Raw genomic sequence first — 16,569 nt, 5'->3', positions numbered from 1 at the left:
GCGGCCGCGGCGGGGCGGTTAACATCGTCGGAGTGTCCGTCGTGGAAGCCGTGCTGGCCCGCGTCCCGCGCCCGCTGCGGGACCGCGCGGTGCGCCATCGCGAACTGGTGAAGTTCGCGATCGTCGGCGCCAGCACCTTCTTCATCGACTCGGCGATCTTCTACGCGCTGAAGCTGACGATCCTGGTGCCGAAACCGGTCACCGCGAAGGTGATCGCGGTGCTGGTGGCGACGATCGTGTCGTACGTGCTGAACCGGGAGTGGTCGTTCCGCACCCGCGGCGGCCGGGAACGCCACCACGAGGCCACGCTGTACTTCCTGTTCAGCGGCATCGGGGTCGCGCTGTACGCGGCGCCGCTGTGGTTCTCCCGCTACGCCCTGCACCTGCAGACCCCGTACACCAGCAGGCTCGTCGAGGAGATCGCCGACTTCACCGCCGCGCAGGTGGTGGGCCTGGTGCTGGGCATGGTGTTCCGGTGGTGGGCGTTCCGGAAGTGGGTGTTCCCCGCCGACGGGTCCCCCGACGACGAACCCCCCGACGACGACCCTTCCGCCGACGAATCCGGCGCCGCACCCCCGGCGCCGAAGCCTCCGGCGCCGCACCCCCGGACCGGGCGGCGGAACCGGATCAGCGCGGCCGGGACTCGATCTTCCACGGCACGCCGAGCACGTCGTCGGCCCGCGCCACCGGCAGGAAGATCTCGAACAGGGCGGGACGGGCCTTGCTGAGCTCCAGGCGCCCGCCGTCGGCCTCCACCAGCGCCCGCGCCAAGGCCAGGCCCACGCCCGTGGACCCGCCCGCGGAGAACCCGCGCTCGAACACGTAGGGCACCAGCTGGTCCGGCACCCCGGGCCCGGCGTCGCCGACCTCGACGACCACCGTCCCGCCGCCGTGGCGCGCGGTCAGCGTCACCGTCCCCTTGCCGTGGCGCACCGCGTTGTCCAGCAGCACCCCGATGGCCTCCCGCAACCGGCCGGGCGTGGCCCTGGCGAGCAGGCCGTCCGGCACCCGCTGGCGCAGGGCGCGGCCCTGGGCGCGCAGCGGTTCCCGCCACTCCGCGGCGGCCTCGGACAGCGCTTCGGACACGTCGAGCGGTTCGGCGTCCCTGGCACGCGCGGCGGTCGCGGCGGCGAGCAGGTCGTCGAGGACGCTGGAGAGCCGCTCGGCCTGCTCCAGCGCCGCGGCGGCCTCCTCCGCGACCTCCTGGTCGGGCACGTCGGCCAGCGCCTCCAGCCGCAGCTGCAGCGCGGTGAGCCTGCTGCGCAGCTGGTGCGAGACGTCGCCGACGAGTTCCCGCTCGCGCTGCACCAGCTGGGACAGGGCGGCGCCCGAGGCGTCCAGCGCGTCGGCGACCCGGTCCAGCTCCGGGACCTCGTGCCGCTTCGGATCGGCCCGGAAATCGCCCGCGCCGAGCCGGGCGGCGCGCGCGGCGACGTGCCGCAGCGGATCGGCCAGCCGCCGCGCGGTCAACCCCGCCACCACCATGCCGGTGCCCGCGGAGAGCACCACCAGCAGCAGCACCAGACCCGCGACCTGGAACTGCTGGGTGCGCACCGGGCCGCTGGGCGCGGACAGCGTCACCGTGCCGCTCTGCACCATCGGCACGCTCTCGGTGAGCGGCGACCTGCCCGGGTCGGTGCCGTAGACGTACTCGTGGTCCTTGGTGCGCACCACCAGCCGCGCGTCCCGCGGCACCGCCAGCAGCACCGACTCCACGTCGATCGGGTGGCGGGAGGCGACCTGCTCGTCCAGCGAGGTCGCGATCTGCTGCGAGCGGGTGGACAGGTCGGTGCGGGTGAAGTCCTCCACCAGCTTCAGCGCGGTCACTCCCAGCGGCAGGCCCAGGACCACCGCCGTCACCGCCACCGCCAGCAGCGTCGCGACCAGGATCCGCCTGTGCACCGGGCCGCCCGTCAGTCCGCGTTGAACCGGAAGCCGACGCCGCGGACCGTGGCGATCCGCTGCTCGTCGGCACGGCCGTTGCCGTCGCCGAGCTTCCGGCGCAGCCAGGAGATGTGCATGTCCAGCGTCTTGCTGCCCTTGCGGCTGGCCTCCGGCCACACCTCGTCGAGGATCTCCTCGCGGGTGACGACCTGGCCCGCGTGCTGCATGAGCACCCGCAGCAGTTCGAACTCCTTGTTCGCCAGCCCCACCTCGTGCTCGTCGACGAGGACGCGGCGCGCGGTCAGCTCCAGCCGCACTCCGGATGCCTCCAGCGTCTCCGGGGAACCGCGGCGCAGCAGCGCCCGGATGCGGGCCATCAGCTCCGCGAGCCGGAACGGCTTCGCCACGTAGTCGTCGGCGCCCGCGTCGAGGCCCACCACGAAGTCCACCTCGTCGGTGCGCGCGGTGAGCATCAGCACGGGGATGCCGCGGCCCTGCGCGCGCAGCCGCCGGCACACCTCCAGCCCGTCCATCCCGGGCAGGCCGAGGTCCAGCACCATCAGGTCGATTCCGCCGGAGGACGCCTCCTGCAACGCCGAAGGGCCGTCGTCGATGACTCGGACCGAGTAGCCCTCCCGCTGCAATGCCCTCGACAACGGCACAGCAATGGCTGGGTCGTCCTCGGCCAGCAGCACTACGCTCACGCCTCCACCCTAGAGGTCCGCGATGATCAGGTCCGTGTCGTAGGCGGTTAGTTCCGCCCGGACCGTCTGGTAGCCGCACCTCAGCGGGGCCGCGCGGAGCGCGGAAGTAGAGTCGCCGCCGTGACGATCGCCGATGACCTGGACCTGGCCCTGCACCTCGCGGACACCGCCGACGCGCTCACCTCGGACCGGTTCCGCGCGCTGGACCTCGCGGTGGACCGCAAGCCGGACCGCACCCCCGTCACCGATGCGGACCTGGCGGTGGAGGACGCGGTGCGCGCGGTGCTCGCCGAGCAGCGCCCCGGCGACGAGATCGCGGGCGAGGAGCGCGGCGGCGAGGTCACCTCGGCCCGCACCTGGGTGCTGGACCCGATCGACGGCACGAAGAACTTCCTGCGCGGGGTGCCCGCCTGGGCGACGCTGGTCGCGCTGGTCGAGGACGGCACGCCGACCGCGGGCGTGATCAGCGCACCCGCGCTGGGCCGCCGCTGGTGGGCGGCCGCGGGGCGCGGCGCGTGGGCGAGCTCCGGGGGCGCTGCGGAGCGGATCTCGGTGTCCGGGGTGCGCGAGATCTCCGACGCCTACCTGTCCACCACGCACCTGGGCAGCTGGGTGGAGCACCACTCGCGGGAGGCGTACCTGCGGCTGGTGGACGCGTGCTGGGAGAACCGGGCGTTCGGCGACTTCTGGCAGCACTGCCTGGTCGCGGAGGGCGCCATCGACGTGGCGGCCGAAGCGGTGGTGAACCCGTGGGACGTGGCCGCGGTGCAGGTCATCGTCCGCGAGGCCGGTGGCGAGTTCACCGACCTGGGCGGGCGGCGCGGATTCCGGGGCGGCTCGGCGCTGAGCACCAACGGCCACCTGCACGCAACGGCCCTGGACCTGCTGCGCTGAATCCCGAACTCGTGCTGCTCCGCGAACCGTGTTCGAAGTTCAGGCGGTCACTGGACCGGGGTGCCGTGGGGTGGGGTGGCCGGCTCGGCGGGCGCCTTCGGGACGCGCGGGCGGTCCTGGTCGACGGGGCCGATGGCGCCGCGCAGCGCCTGGGTCCAGCTGAGCCTGCCGAACAGGTAGAAGCAGGCGACCTGCTCGCTGCTGAACCGCGCCCAGTCGTAGCGGTTGCCCTGCTCGCGCCAGAACACCTCCCACCCGGCGGCGCCGTCCACCTCCTCGCGGACCAGGCACCAGGTGTGGTCGGTCTCGGTGCCGATCGACACCAGCTCGGCGGGGACGCCAAGCGCCGCGAGCCAGCCGAGCATCGATTCGGTGTTCACTTCGCGATCTCCTCCGTGACCTCGTGCCGGTCGGTGCGGCGGGGCTCGTCGACCGCGCCCGGTGGTTCGTCCGGTGCGGCGTCGGCGCGCTCGTCCGGGCCCGCGCCCCCGCTCGCGGAGCGCCGGGACGCGCGGTCGGCCGCGTCGATCACGGCGGGGTCCAGCCGCAGCGTGCCCGCCTCCGCGGCGACCCGCGCCGCGGTGAGCTCGACGAGGTGGCCCAGCGCCACCAGTTCCGCCAGCGAGTGCGTCAGCCGGTAGCGCACGCCACCGCCGCTGCCCGCGAACCACGGCGCGGACACCGCCCGCCACACCGGCAGCGGCCGCAGCACCCGGTAGCGGTGGTACGGCAGCTCCAGGTAGTCCGGGGGCAGGCTGCGCCGGGTGAACGCGGTGCCGTCGGGCGCGGCGACCCGGCCCGCGTCGGAGCCGAGCGCGTCGAGCACCGCGTCCGGTTCGAGCACGATCGGCTCGCCCGGTTCCGCGCAACCCTCCGGCACCGAGGCGGCAGCGGGCCAGCGGGGTCCGGCGGGGCCGGTGTAGCGGCGTTCCCACTCCAGTTCGCTGAGTTCGGCGAGCGGGTCGTGCCCGGCGGCGAACTCGGCGGGGCGCTCCACCCCGTCGGATCCGGCCGGGTCCACCGCGAGCTCCCCGGAGCGGGCCCTGGCGAGGGCGTCGCGGTCGTCGACGAGGTCCGCGCGCGGGTGGTCGCGCGGCGGGAAGCGGCGCCCGGCCAGCGGATCGACGCCTTCGGCGGGCATCGGCAGCTGGCGGCTGGCGGTCGCCGCGGCGACCGGGAGGTACCCGATCGGGAACTGGTGGAGCATGAACGCGACCGCTTCCTTGCGGTCGCCCTGGCGCGGCCGGACCGGGTCGGCGGGCGGGCGGACCCGGCGCGCGACCGGATCGCCCTGGCCGGGGCGGGGGCCCGCGCGCCCCGCCCCCCCCCCCCCCCCGCCCGCCCCCGGCCGCGAGCCCCGGCGGCCCGGCCCGGGGTGCGGCGCGCGGGCGCGGCGCGCCGGGGCGGGGGGGGGGGCCCGCGGCCGGGGCGGCGCCGCGCCGGACCTGCTGGGGTTGCCGTCCTCGGTGGTCCGGCCGGTCCTGCTGGCCGGGGCGGTTCGGAGGGCCCTGCCTGCCGGGCCGGGCTTGGTGGACCTGCTGGTTCTGCTGGCTCCCCTGCGCCGGCTGCCCGTGCTGGGCTTGGTTCCCCTGCTGGATCGGCTGTCCCTGCTGGGCTTGGTGGCCTTGTTGGCCCTGCTGGCTCTGCTGGCCCTGCTGAGCTTGATTGCCCTGCTGGATCTGCTGGCCCTGGTCGCCCTGCTGCCCCCGGTGGTTCTGCCACCCCTGCTGCGCCTGCCGGGCCTGCGCGCGCTGCCCGTGCCCGCCCGGCCGCCCCTCGGGGGACTGCTGCCCCGGCCCGAAGCGGTCCGGACCGTGCCCCGCGCGGATTCCGCCCGCCTGCCCGGAATTCGCGCCGAACCCGTCGGACCGCGGTCCGCGAGCGGCGGAATCGCCGCGGCCCTGCGGCGGGGCGGAAGACCAGGCCTGGCGCACCGGGTGCGGCGCGGTCACCGACGCGGGGTCCACCCCGTCCGCGACCCAGCCCGCGGCGAGCGCGCCGGACCCGGCCGCTTCGACCGTGACGGGGCCGGTGTGGTCGGCGTCGCCGCGCCACCGCGCCCGCTCGATGCCGCCGGAGTGCTCGTCCCGCGCCGGGGAGCCGTGCTTCCGGACGTCCTCGTGATCTCCGCTCATGGCCGCACCGACCCCGTCCGGGGGAGTGCCTGCCGTCCTCGCGGGCGCCGATGTCGAGCGGCGAGCTCCTCGGCGTGCGCGCTATCGGTGGCCACCGCCACTCCCCCTTCCGCAGTCGAGGCGTCGGCGGGCGCGTCCGGCCGCCCCGCGTTCCGGGACGCGCCCATGCGGTCGATGGTTCCACGTCGATCCTGCCGCACCGGAGCCGGATCGGGCACCGCGCACCACCCGGCCCGGGCGTCCTGCGATGATCCGGGCATGGCGGGTATCGCGTACGAAGACCTCGAACCTGGCCGGGTGTTCGACCTGGGTTCGGTGCTGATCGACCGGGACGAGATGGTGGCGTTCGCGCGCCGCTTCGACCCGCAACCGTTCCACCTGGACGAGGAGGCCGGCGCGCAGTCGGTGCTCGGCGGGCTGTGCGCGTCCGGTTGGTACACCTCGTCGCTGTGGATGCGGGCCTACGTGGACCACGTGCTCGCCGGGTCCACTTCGCAGGGTTCGCCCGGCGGCAACGAGCTGTCCTGGGCGGCGCCGGTGTTCCCGGACGACGAGCTGCGGTTCGGCATGACGGTGAACAGCAGGCGGCTGTCGAAGAGCAGGCCGAACCTGGGCCTGGTGGAGATCACCGGCACCGCGGACCGGGACGCCGACCGCATCATGCGCTTCACGTTCCTGGCGATGTTCGGCACCCGCGAGCAGTCCTGACGCGGTTCGCCTCCGGACTCGACCGCGCCGCGGGCGAGCGCCGAGCCCTCCGCGCGCGGGCCCGAGCACGGCGGCCTAGGCCCCGGTGAGCGCCTTGACCACGCGGGACGGGCTGGGGCGGCCCAGCTGCTCGGCCAGCCACGCGCTGGTGGCGGCGAGCGCCGCGAGGTCCACGCCGTGCTCGACGCCGAGCCCGTCCAGCATCCACACGAGGTCTTCGGTGGCGAGGTTCCCGGTGGCGGACTTCGCGTACGGGCAGCCGCCCAGCCCGCCCGCCGACGAGTCCACTATGGACACCCCGTGCCGCAGCGCCGTCCAGGTGTTGGCCAGCGCCTGCCCGTAGGTGTCGTGGAAGTGCACCGCCAGCGACCCCACCGGCACCCCGGCGGCGGTGAACGCGCGCAGCACCGCCTCCACCTGCCCGGGCGTCGCCACGCCGATCGTGTCGCCGAGCGAGAGCTGCCCGCAGCCCATCTCCAGCAATCGGCGCCCGGCGGCGACGACCTGTTCGACGGGCACCGGCCCCTCCCACGGGTCGCCGAAGACCATCGACAGGTACCCGCGCACGGCGAGGCCCTCGTCGGTGGCGCGGCGCACCACCGGCTCGAACATGGCGAACTGCTCGTCGAGCCCGCGGTTGAGGTTGCGGCGGGTGAACGACTCGGTGGCGGCGGCGAACACGGCCACGTCGGCGACCCCGGCGTCGAGGGCGCGGTCCAGGCCGCGGGAGTTCGGCACCAGCACGGGGTAGCGCACGCCGTCCCGGCGCTCCAGCCCGGCGAGGACCTCGGCGGCGTCGGCGAGCTGCGGCACCCACTCCGGGCGCACGAAGCTGGTGGTCTCCACGATCCGCAGGCCCGCGTCGGCGAGCCTGCGCAGGAACTCCAGCTTCACCTCGACCGGCACCACGGCCTGCTCGTTCTGCAGCCCGTCGCGCGGCCCGACCTCCCAGATGGTGACCGCGGCGGGCAGTTCCCCGGGCTCCGGCGGCGGGACCCGGTCCGGCAGGCCGACCTCCAGCGCGCTCATCGCCGCTCCCAACGGTCCTGGTCGTCGTGCTCGGATTCGTCGTTGACCTCGCGGTAGAGCAGGGTGTGCACCCGCTCGACCTTGGGGATGTCGTCGAACTCCAGCGGCTCGTCGGAGGCGGATTCGACGATCAGCGTGCCGCAGCCGAAGAACCGGTCCACCAGGCCGTGGCTGAACCGCACGCTGTTGATCCGCCACATCGGGATGTCGACGCCGGTGCGGGTGAAGACGCCCTCGCGGACCATCAGCCGCCGCGAGGTGACCACGAAGTGGGTGGTGCGCCAGCGGATCAGCGGTGCCAGCGTCCACCAGATGACCAGCACCGCACCGACGGCGGCGAGCGCGATCCACACCGGCACGTTCCAGGTCAGCGGCGCGGCCAGCGCGGCGGCGTACGAACCGGCGCCCACCACGACGAGGAACAGCACCACCGGCAGGACGAGCATCTTCCAGTGCGGGTGGGTGTGCACCACCACGTACTCGTCCTCGCTCAGCAAACCGTCCGGATACGCCACCGGAGAATCCCTCCCTCGATCACCAGGCGCTGATCACGCTACCCGCCCGGCTACCCCGCCGAGCGTCCCTCGATCAGGCGGGCCGCGGTTCAGCGCGGACGCAGGTGCACCACGTCGCCCGCCGACACGGGGGTTCCCGCGCCGTCGGCGCCGCGCACCACCAGCCTGCCGTCCGGGTCGACGCCGGTGGCGGTGCCCAGCAGGTCGTTCCCGCCGAGCTCCACCCGGACCTGCTGGCCGACGGTGCCGCACAGCCGCTGGTAACGGTCCAGCAGGCCGCCGGCCAGCACGTCGCCGCCGTGCTCGCGCCACAGGTCGTCGACGGCGGCGAGCGCGGTCAGCAGCCGCACCGCGAAATCCTGCCGGTCCACGTCGGCACCCTGCTCGGCGAGCGAGGTGGCGGGCAGCCCTCCCGCGCCGGTGGGCAGCTCACCAGGGCCGTGGTGCACGTTCACGCCGATCCCGAGGACGATCGCCAGCCCGTCCGCGGTGCTCACGGCCTCGGCGAGGATGCCGGCGCCCTTGCGCCAGGTGTCGCCGCCGCCGAGCAGCAGGTCGTTCGGCCACTTCAGCGCGGCCGGCACCCCGCACGCGTCGCGGACCGTCTCGGCGAGCGCGATCCCGGCCAGCAGCGGCAGCCAGCCCAGCGCGTCCTGCGGCACCGGAGCGGGCCGCAGCACGGTGCTCACGTGCAGGCCGTAGCCGCGCGGCGAGATCCAGGTACGCCGCATCCGGCCGCGCCCGGACTGCTGCTCCTCGGCGAACAGCACGGTGCGGTCCGGGGCGCCGGCCGCGGCGGCCGCGGACAGGTCGGTGTTGGTGGAGCCGGTCACGGTGACCACGTCGAGCTTCGCGTACGGACCGTCGTCGACGAGCCGCCTGCGCAGCTCCGCCGCGTCGAGCAGGACAACCATGGCCCCAGGTTACGAGGGCGCGGCGGGGCGGCCGCGGCGGAGTGCGCCGCGGCCGCGTCGAACGACACCGCGCAGGATGCCCGGCCGAACCTCCGACCTGTGGCGGGCGACCGGACGCCGCACCTCCCGGCGAGCGCCCGCCCTTGCCCGTCGAGGTGGCCGCGCCCCGCCCGGCGGGCCTCGCGGCGCCACACTTTCGGCCGTGGCACGGCGTTGATCTCGGCGCTTAGGGTTCCGCGAGATCATCGGAGGTGACCGTGCCGACTTCCCGTTCCCCGCGCCCCGGAATCCGAGGGTGGCGTGCCCTGGCGGCCGTACTCTGCGGTGCGTTGCCCGTGCTGTCCGCGACGCCCGCCGTCGCCGCCCCGCCACCGCCCCCGGCACCGAGTCCTGCCGCGGCCGCGGCCGCGGCACCGCGCAGCGAACCGGTGTCCGCCGAGGAACCCGTGCGCGAGACCACGTGGGTGGACACCGGCCTGGACGGTGACGCGGACGGCGCGACCGATCGGGTCGCGGTGGACATCGCGCGGCCGCGGACCGACGGGCCCGTCCCGGTGATCATGGATGCGAGTCCGTACTACTCGTGCTGCGGCCGCGGCAACGAGAACGAGCTCAAGACCTACGACGACCAGGGCCGGCCGGTCGGGTTCCCGCTGTTCTACGACAACTACTTCGTGCCGCGCGGCTACGCGACGGTGCTGGTGGACCTGGCGGGCACCAACCGCTCGCAGGGCTGCGTGGACGTCGGCGGCCCGTCCGACGTGGGCTCGGCGAAGGCGGTGGTCGACTGGTTGAACGGCCGCGCGAAGGGCTACGACGCGGCCACCGGCGGCGCCGAGGTCGGTGCGGGCTGGTCCACCGGCGCCGTCGGCATGATCGGCAAGTCCTACGACGGGACGATCGCCAACGGCGTCGCCGCGACCGGTGTGGCGGGCCTGCGCACGATCGTGCCGATCGGGGCGATCAGCTCCTGGTACGACTACTACCGCTCCGACGGCGTGTCCTTCGGCGCGGACCCGCGCGGGCTCGCCGAGACCGTCGAGGAGGGCGGCCGGCCGGAGTGCTCGGCGGTCAAGCAGCGGCTCGACGAGGGCGCGCCCGCCAACGGCGACGTCACCGACCTGTGGGCCGAACGCGATCACGTGGCCGACGCCGCGAACGTGCGGGCCAGCGTGTTCGCCGTGCACGGCCGCAACGACCTCAACGTGAAGATGATCCAGTTCGGGCAGTGGTGGGACGCGCTGGCCGCGAACGACGTGCCGCGCAAGGTGTGGCTGAGCCAGACCGGCCACGTCGACCCGTTCGACTTCCGCCGCGCGGAGTGGGTGGACACCCTGCACCGCTGGTTCGACCACGAGCTGCTCGGCATGGACAACGGGATCGACGCCGAACCGGCCGCCAGCGTGGAACGCGCCCCGGACGAGTGGTCCGACGAGGCGTCCTGGTCCGGCGAGTCCGCGGCCGCGACCACGCTGCACCCGGTCCCCGGCGACACCGACGGGCTCGGCGGGCTCACCTCGGAACCGGCCCCGGCCGACGCGCGCGCCGCGTTCACCGACGACCCGGCGCAGGACGAGTACGACTGGGCGCGCGAACCCGACCAGGCCTCCCCGGCCCGCGCGCTGTTCACCAGCGCCCCGCTGGAGCAGGACCTGCGGCTGGCAGGCACCGGCTCGATCTCGGTGACCGCGACGCCCGCGACGCCGACCGCGCACCTGTCGGCGGTGCTCGTCGACTACGGCCCCGCCACCACGCGGGACGCGCTCGGCGAGGGCGAAGGCATCCGCACCCTGGACTCGGAGTCCTGCTGGGGCGAGAGCCGCGAGGGCGACGACGCCTGCTACCGGGACACCGAGGCCACCACCGCGGACGTGGACTACCAGGTGCTGTCCCGCGGATGGGCCGACCTGGCCAACCACGAGTCGCTGTCCCAGGAATCGCCGCTGGCACCGGGCACGCCGTACGAGATGACGTTCCGGCTGGCCACCACCGACCACGTGATCCCCGCCGGGCACCGGCTGGGACTGGTCGTCGGCGGGACCGATTCCGCGTTCATCCAGGCTCCGGCCGAACCGGGCCGGGTCGAGGTCGGGCTGGCGGGCACCTCGGTGTCGCTGCCGGTCGTCGGCGGCGCCGCCGCGGTCCGGGACGCGGGACTCGACCGCGCCCCGACCGGGACGGCCGCGGTCCGCCCGGATCGGCTCCCCGCCGAATCGCGGGTGCTGCTCAACCGCGACGGCGCCTGACCCGGAACGGGACGAGCGGCCCGTTCGCCCGATGCGCTCGGTCGAACGCCCCCCTCCCCCGGATCAGTTCGTGACGAGGCTCAGGCCGTAGGCGCTGAGTGCTTCCCCGACCGGTTGGAAGTACGTGGTGCCGCCGGACGAGCAGTTGCCGGACCCGCCCGAGGTCATGCCCTGGGCCGAGTTGCCGCTGATGAACGAACCACCGGAGTCACCGGGCTCGGCGCACACGTTGGTCTGGGTGAGCCCGCTGACCGAGCCCTCCGCGTAGCGGACGGTCTGGTTCAGCGCCTGCACCGAACCGCAGTGCCAGCCGGTGGTGGAGCCGGAGCGGCACACCGAGGACCCGGTCGGCGCGGTGCTGTGCCCGGAGACGGCCCGGCCGCTGCCGTTGTACATGTTCACCAGGCCGCGGGCGGTCCAGTTGCCGTTCGCCGACACCCACGCGTAGTCGTTGCCGGGGAACGAGGACCCCTGGAACGAGCCGAGGGCGACCTGGTTGTAGCCGGAGGCGGAGGTGCCGCGGGTCCCGCAGTGCCCGGCGGTGACCATGCCGGACGCGCCGCTGGAGGTGCGCACCGGGAAGCCGACCGAGCAGCGCCCGCCGCCCATGTAGTAGGCGTCGCCGCCGACGAGGTCGTAGAGCGTGCGCGGCGCCTCGGTGACCTCGTCGACCCGCACCGGCGCGTTCCCGGTGGTCTCGGCGAGGTAGTCGTCGGTGGCGGCGTCGCGCAGCGCGGCCTGCACGTCGACGACGACGGTGTTGGCCCGTTCGTCCACGTACCAGCCGGTGATGGACGCCGGGGCGGACGCCTCGGCGCGGTCGAGGGCGGCGACGGCGGCGTCGAGCTCGGCGCTGCTGTGCCGCACCATCCGGGCGGTGGCGCCGGCTTCCTCCACTTCGGCGATCTTCGCGGCGTCGGTGACGCCGACGACGAGCGCACCGCTCGCCGCGTCGAAGTAGGCGCCGCCGAAGCTGCCGCCCAGCGATCGGCTCAACGTCTCGTCGAGCCGCCGTGCGGTGTCCTCCTGCGCGAGGCGGGTGCGGGCCTGCTGCTCGGTGAGGCCGAGGTCGCGCTGCACGGCGGCGAGCAGGTCGGGGTCCAGCGGCGAGGCCGTGACGGCGGGGCTGATCGCCGCGGTCGCGGTGCCCGCGACGAGCAGCGCGGCGCTCGCCAGGCGAAGGGTTCGCTTCCGGCTCATCTTTCGATCTCCCTCGATATCCGGTGCTTGCGGAATGGGGCGAGCCGCGCGGCGGGGCGTGATCGGCGCTCCGGGGACGCGCGGGGCCAGGCGGACGGGGGGCGTCCGCGCTGGAGGAGAGCGGTGTCCGGCCCGCGGGCCGGGAGGAGGCGTGGATCCACTGCGAAGGGGTGGAACCGGCGAGGAGAGCTCCCCGCCCGCGGTCTCGTCCGGCCGTCGCCGGAGGTGTCCGCGAGAAGGACATTAGGAATCTTCCACCTGAACCAGGCACCGCCATTAGAGCTATGGCATTCCCTGTGAACGCACGAAACCGCACCGCACAGGCTTGCGGCTCGGCCGTTCGGCCTGTCCGGGCGACGCCGAAGCGGGCAACGGGCCGCCCTCAGGTCCCGCCGCGGGGCGCGGCTACAGTCGCCGCGTGCGCTTCGTCCTCGCCTCCGCGTCCCCCGCCCGACTCGCCGTGCTGCGCGCCGCCGGGATCGATCCGGCCGTGCAGGTGTCCGGCGTGGACGAGGACGCGGTGGCCGCCGCGCTGCCGGACCCGTCGCCCGCGGAGCTGGTGACCGCGCTGGCGCTGGCGAAGGCCGACGCGGTGCTGCCGGAGATCGGCGGGGAAGCAGTGGTCGTCGGCTGCGATTCGATGCTGTCCATCCACGGCGAGGTCGTCGGCAAGCCGCACGACCCGGAGATCGCGCTGAAGCGCTGGCGCGCGATGGCCGGCGGCAGCGGCGAACTGCTCACCGGGCACGCGGTGGTGCGGCTGCGCGACGGCGAGGTGGTGTCCCGGGCGCACGCGCACAAGACGACGGTGGTGCGCTTCGCCGAACCGAGCGAGGCGGAGCTGGCGGCCTACGTGGACTCCGGCGAGCCGCTGCGGGTGGCGGGCGGGTTCACCTTGGACGGCCTCGGCGGCTGGTTCGTGGAGGGCGTGGACGGCGACCCGTCGAGCGTGATCGGCATCAGCCTGCCGCTGACCCGCGCCCTGCTGGCCGAGGTGGGCGTCGGCGTGGCGGAGCTGTGGCAGCGCTCCTGATCTCCGGGAGTGACCGCTCCGGCGCGGTTCGTGGCCGAATTCCGCCGGGTGGGCCGAATTCCGCCGTTCCGCCGGTGAACGCGAACACAATTCGGTTAATTCGGGATGGTCTGGACCGAACCGCGGGTTAGAACTGTCCGCGATGGGAGCTCAGCGGCGTTACCTGACTTCACGCCTGCACGTCGATCTGCGACGGCAGGCCAGCAGCGCTTGTCCCTGAGCGGGCGGCGAACCCCGGTCCCGCGCCCGCGGCGCGCTCCGGCACCGACCTGATCCGCGCCGATTCCGGCCGATCGCACCGCCCCCGCACCTCCCCGCCCGGGCGAAGCCCGCGAGCGATCCTCCCCGGCGCGTCCCGCGCCACCCGGACCACGCAGTCAGGAGATGCCCGTGTCCACCTCCCCCGAGCCCGAACGGCGACGACCCCGGTTCAACCCGCGGCTGTTCGCCGTCGCGGTCGTCGCCTCCCTGGTCGTCGGCGCGCTGCTGGGCTGGATCGCGAAGGCGACCGACGCCCAGTGGCTGATCACGACGCTGGACACGATCGGCTCCACGTTCACCAACCTGCTCACGTTCACCGTGCTGCCGCTGATCTTCACGGCGATCGTCGTGGGCATCACGAGCCTGCGCTCGGTCGGCGGCGGGCGGACCGCGGCCCGGCTCGGCGGGAAGACCGCGCTGTGGTTCGCGATCACCTCGCTGATCGCCGTGGTCATCGGCCTCGCGGTGGGAAGGCTCGTGCAGCCCGGACAGGGCCTGGTGCTGGAACCCGACCCGGAGCGGCTGAAGTCCATCGGGGAGAAGACGCAGGGCTCCTGGCTCGACCTGATCAACGGGCTGATCCCGAGCAACCTGGTCAGCGCCTTCTCCGAGGGCGAGACGCTGCAGGTGGTGTTCGTGGCGCTCATCATCGGCGCCGCCGCCTACAGCCTCGGTGACACGGCGAAGCCGTTCGTGGACTTCAACCGCTCGCTGTTCGAGGTGATCCAGCGGGTGCTGGGCTGGATCATCCGGCTCGCCCCGATCGGCACCCTCGGCCTGATCGGCAACGCGGTCGCCACCTACGGCAACGAGTTCTTCGCCCCGCTGCTCAAGCTGATCGGCGCCACCTACGCCGGCTGCGCGCTGGTGCTGTTCGTGGTGTACCCGGTGCTGCTGCGGTTCGTGGCGAAGGTGAGCCCGGCGACGTTCTTCGCGAAGGCGTGGACGGTGCTGCAGTTCGCGTTCGTGTCCCGCTCCTCCGGCGCGAGCCTGCCGCTGAGCAGGCAGACCGCCGAGAACCTGGGCGTCAGCAGCTCGTACGCGAACTTCGCGGTGCCGCTGGCCACCACGACCAAGATGGACGGGTGCGCGGCGATCTACCCCGCGGTCGGCGCGATCTTCATCGCGAACCTGTTCGGCATCCAGCTGGGCGTCGTGCAGTACCTGACGATCGTGGCGGTGGCCGTGTTCGGCTCCATCGCCACTGCCGGGGTCACCGGCTGGTTCACGATGCTCACCCTCACCGTGAGCGCGCTCGGCTTCCCGCCGGAGGTGGTGGCGACCGGCATCGCCGTCGCCTACGCGGTCGACCCGATCATGGACATGGCGCGGACCGCGACCAACGTGGCCGGGCAGATCGTGGTGCCGACCGTCGTCGCCCGCGGCGAGGGCCTCATCGACGACGAGGTGCTCAACGCCCCGTCCGACCCGCCGCTGCTGACCGCCAAGGCGTGATGCTCCGGCCGCTCGTCCCCGTGCCGGCACGCGGAGGCGAGCGGCCCGCCCTCCCGGCCGGACGGGCCGTTCGCCCGGTAGGTCCGGTCCGGGACGTCGGCGCCGGGAAGCGCGGGCCCTAGGATGGCGGAGTGCGTGCGAGGGACCGGAAACTGCGGATCGGCGATGCCGAACGCGAAACCGCGATCGCGCTGCTCGGCGAGCACCTGACCTCGGGCAGGCTGGACCTCGTCGAGTACGACGAGCGCTGCGCCCGGGTGGTCGCGGCCCGCAGCGGCGACGACCTGGACGCGCTGTTCCGGGACCTGCCCGACACCACGCCCGCGAGCGGCGCGACCTGGGCTCCCGGCAGGCGACCGGCCCGCACCCGGCCCCGGGCGGAAGTGCTGCTCGGCCTCGGCGGTGCCGCTCTGCTGCTGGTGCTGGTCGTGGTGACCAGGGACCTGTGGCTGCTCGGTTTCCTCGCGATCTTCCTCATCGCCTGGGTGGCCCGCAGGCGGTGACCGGCGCCGCCGGCTGGCGAGAACCAGCCAGTTCCCGCCGCACGCCGGGGTTCCCGCACCCGGCGCCCGAACAGCGGCACCCCGCTCCCCCGCTCGGCCCGGTGCCGGACGAACGCCTCGTCCGAGCGCCCGAACCGGGCCGACGGGCCGGTCACCCGGGCGATCTCCGCGCGGCACGCCCCCGGAGTTGCCCCGGGCGGGCCGCCGCTTTCGTTACGGTGAAGCCCATGCAGAGCTCGCGGACCGCCTCGGCGCGGAACGGCCGGACGTCGGCCATGCGGCTGGGCGGGGTGTGCGCTGCGGCGCTGCTCACCCTCTCCGGATGCGGTTTCCTCCGCTCCGAGCCCGCCGCGGAGACGCCCGCACCGCCGCCACCCGTGCCGCACACCCCCACCACCAGCACGCCCCCGCCACCGCCGCCGCGCCCCTACGAGCTGAGCATGTCCGGTGTGGACCCGTGCGAACTGCTCACCGCCGCGCAGCGCGGGCAGCTCGGGTTCGACCGCGACCCGCTGGCCGACACCGAGGGCGGCTTCGGCGACGCGCCCACGTGCAGCTTCCGCAACACCACCGCGAAGGTCGGGGCGCGGTTGTCGCTGATCACCACCGAGTCGATGAGCGTGTGGACGGACGACACCGCGCAGGTGCAGGCGACCCCGGTGGTGGTGCACGGCTTCCCGGCGCTCGTGATCAAGACTCCGGACCTGGACCTGTCCTGCAACGTGGCGGTGGACCTCGCCGAGGGCGAGCACCTCGACGTGCTCTACCGCGACGACGGTGGGCAGCCCGCGCCGCCGCTGGACGCCCTGTGCCAAGGGGCGCAGCTGGTCGCCGAGAACGCGGTGGCCTCGCTGGCCGACCCGGCACCGGAGACCTCGGAATCCGCCACCACGTCCGCGGATCCCTCCGCGGCCGGGTCCACGAGCGGCTCCTCGGAGCCGCTGATGAGCCCCCGTCCGACGGAGTGATCGCGGGCGTCCGGCGCAACGCGACTGGACCCCGCGGCCCAACCGCGTTGATACTCACCGCGTTTGGAGCACTCCCCACGGTGATGAATAGTGATTAGAGTGAGCGCGGACGTCTTACCC

16 protein-coding genes and 1 pseudogene are annotated in these 16,569 nt (G+C 74.3%); 9 read left to right on the top strand and 8 right to left on the bottom strand.

Features of this window, described 5'->3' with window-relative positions:
- Positions 1-32: 32 nt before the first annotated feature.
- Positions 33-536 (top strand): annotated as a pseudogene (locus LCD35_RS17360) (GtrA family protein); the annotation flags it as partial.
- A gap of 91 nt (positions 537-627) precedes the next feature.
- On the opposite strand, the gene LCD35_RS17355 reads toward LCD35_RS17360, so the two are convergent.
- Both LCD35_RS17355 and LCD35_RS17350 read right to left on the bottom strand, forming a co-directional pair.
- Positions 628-1,902, bottom strand: coding sequence for an ATP-binding protein (locus LCD35_RS17355; RefSeq protein ID WP_224968285.1), 1,275 nt, complete (start codon positions 1,900-1,902; stop codon positions 628-630).
- An 11-nt stretch (positions 1,903-1,913) separates the two neighbouring features.
- On the bottom strand, positions 1,914-2,588 hold the full coding sequence (locus tag LCD35_RS17350; protein ID WP_224961839.1) for a response regulator transcription factor: 675 nt from the start codon (positions 2,586-2,588) through the stop codon (positions 1,914-1,916).
- Between the two features lie 126 nt (positions 2,589-2,714).
- Here LCD35_RS17350 and hisN point away from each other — a divergent pair, with 126 nt between their 5' ends.
- A complete protein-coding gene (hisN, locus tag LCD35_RS17345; RefSeq protein ID WP_224961861.1) occupies positions 2,715-3,482 on the top strand; it encodes a histidinol-phosphatase in 768 nt (255 codons plus the stop codon).
- A 47-nt stretch (positions 3,483-3,529) separates the two neighbouring features.
- On the opposite strand, the gene LCD35_RS17340 is transcribed toward hisN, so the two are convergent.
- Both LCD35_RS17340 and LCD35_RS17335 read right to left on the bottom strand, forming a co-directional pair.
- Positions 3,530-3,862 (bottom strand): hypothetical protein, encoded by a 333-nt coding sequence (locus tag LCD35_RS17340; protein ID WP_224961841.1) that lies wholly within the window; start codon positions 3,860-3,862, stop codon positions 3,530-3,532.
- Positions 3,859-4,689 (bottom strand): TNT domain-containing protein, encoded by an 831-nt coding sequence (locus tag LCD35_RS17335; protein ID WP_225044464.1) that lies wholly within the window; start codon positions 4,687-4,689, stop codon positions 3,859-3,861. Before LCD35_RS17335 ends, LCD35_RS17340 begins: the two co-directional genes overlap by 4 nt.
- A 322-nt stretch (positions 4,690-5,011) precedes the next feature.
- Here LCD35_RS17335 and LCD35_RS17330 point away from each other — a divergent pair, with 322 nt between their 5' ends.
- The gene (locus tag LCD35_RS17330) at positions 5,012-6,325 is read left to right on the top strand and encodes a MaoC family dehydratase (protein ID WP_225044463.1); all 1,314 of its coding nucleotides are present in this window, start codon (positions 5,012-5,014) and stop codon (positions 6,323-6,325) included.
- A gap of 75 nt (positions 6,326-6,400) precedes the next feature.
- On the opposite strand, the gene LCD35_RS17325 is transcribed toward LCD35_RS17330, so the two are convergent.
- The 3 genes from LCD35_RS17325 to LCD35_RS17315 form a co-directional block, all read right to left on the bottom strand.
- Positions 6,401-7,354: a hydroxymethylglutaryl-CoA lyase gene (locus LCD35_RS17325; RefSeq protein ID WP_225044462.1), complete on the bottom strand. Its 954-nt coding sequence runs from the start codon at positions 7,352-7,354 to the stop codon at positions 6,401-6,403.
- Entirely contained in the window at positions 7,351-7,869 is a 519-nt protein-coding gene (locus LCD35_RS17320) for a PH domain-containing protein (RefSeq protein ID WP_224961849.1), read from the bottom strand. Before LCD35_RS17320 ends, LCD35_RS17325 begins: the two co-directional genes overlap by 4 nt.
- An 89-nt stretch (positions 7,870-7,958) precedes the next feature.
- Complete coding sequence (locus LCD35_RS17315; RefSeq protein WP_224961851.1) at positions 7,959-8,783, bottom strand: biotin--[acetyl-CoA-carboxylase] ligase; 825 nt, start codon at positions 8,781-8,783, stop codon at positions 7,959-7,961.
- 335 nt (positions 8,784-9,118) lie between these two features.
- On the opposite strand from LCD35_RS17315, the gene LCD35_RS17310 reads away from it, so the two are divergent.
- Complete coding sequence (locus LCD35_RS17310) at positions 9,119-11,029, top strand: Xaa-Pro dipeptidyl-peptidase (RefSeq protein ID WP_374108095.1); 1,911 nt, start codon at positions 9,119-9,121, stop codon at positions 11,027-11,029.
- A gap of 63 nt (positions 11,030-11,092) precedes the next feature.
- Here the strand turns inward: LCD35_RS17310 and LCD35_RS17305 are convergent, their stop codons facing one another.
- Entirely contained in the window at positions 11,093-12,229 is a 1,137-nt protein-coding gene (locus tag LCD35_RS17305; protein WP_225044461.1) for a S1 family peptidase, read from the bottom strand.
- A 418-nt stretch (positions 12,230-12,647) separates the two neighbouring features.
- On the opposite strand from LCD35_RS17305, the gene LCD35_RS17300 reads away from it, so the two are divergent.
- From LCD35_RS17300 to LCD35_RS17285, 5 genes are all read left to right on the top strand, one after another.
- Entirely contained in the window at positions 12,648-13,262 is a 615-nt protein-coding gene (locus tag LCD35_RS17300; protein WP_224961855.1) for a nucleoside triphosphate pyrophosphatase, read from the top strand.
- 142 nt (positions 13,263-13,404) lie between these two features.
- Positions 13,405-13,482, top strand: coding sequence for a putative leader peptide (locus LCD35_RS30760; protein WP_373690059.1), 78 nt, complete (start codon positions 13,405-13,407; stop codon positions 13,480-13,482).
- Positions 13,483-13,646: 164 nt separating this feature from the next.
- Positions 13,647-14,978 (top strand): dicarboxylate/amino acid:cation symporter, encoded by a 1,332-nt coding sequence (locus LCD35_RS17295; protein ID WP_224961857.1) that lies wholly within the window; start codon positions 13,647-13,649, stop codon positions 14,976-14,978.
- A gap of 131 nt (positions 14,979-15,109) precedes the next feature.
- Complete coding sequence (locus LCD35_RS17290) at positions 15,110-15,481, top strand: DUF1707 domain-containing protein (protein WP_224961859.1); 372 nt, start codon at positions 15,110-15,112, stop codon at positions 15,479-15,481.
- Positions 15,482-15,708: 227 nt separating this feature from the next.
- Positions 15,709-16,449, top strand: a complete 741-nt coding sequence (locus LCD35_RS17285; protein ID WP_225044460.1) for a DUF3558 domain-containing protein — start codon at positions 15,709-15,711, stop codon at positions 16,447-16,449.
- The last annotated feature ends 120 nt before the right edge of the window (positions 16,450-16,569 follow it).

Source organism: Saccharopolyspora sp. 6V (assembly GCF_020176785.1).
GTDB lineage: Bacteria > Actinomycetota > Actinomycetes > Mycobacteriales > Pseudonocardiaceae > Saccharopolyspora_C > Saccharopolyspora_C gregorii.
The sequence above is the reverse complement of the archived record's forward strand: the minus strand, read 5'-3'. Positions and strand labels throughout refer to the sequence as shown.

Coding starts and splice junctions, on each gene's coding strand:
- LCD35_RS30760 (WP_373690059.1), top strand. CDS start 13,405: ATGGGAGCTCAGCGGCGTTACCTGACTTCACGCCTGCACGTCGATCTG.
- LCD35_RS17285 (WP_225044460.1), top strand. CDS start 15,709: ATGCAGAGCTCGCGGACCGCCTCGGCGCGGAACGGCCGGACGTCGGCC.
- LCD35_RS17295 (WP_224961857.1), top strand. CDS start 13,647: ATGCCCGTGTCCACCTCCCCCGAGCCCGAACGGCGACGACCCCGGTTC.
- LCD35_RS17335 (WP_225044464.1), bottom strand. CDS start 4,689: ATGCTCCACCAGTTCCCGATCGGGTACCTCCCGGTCGCCGCGGCGACC.
- LCD35_RS17315 (WP_224961851.1), bottom strand. CDS start 8,783: ATGGTTGTCCTGCTCGACGCGGCGGAGCTGCGCAGGCGGCTCGTCGAC.
- LCD35_RS17325 (WP_225044462.1), bottom strand. CDS start 7,354: ATGAGCGCGCTGGAGGTCGGCCTGCCGGACCGGGTCCCGCCGCCGGAG.
- LCD35_RS17305 (WP_225044461.1), bottom strand. CDS start 12,229: ATGAGCCGGAAGCGAACCCTTCGCCTGGCGAGCGCCGCGCTGCTCGTC.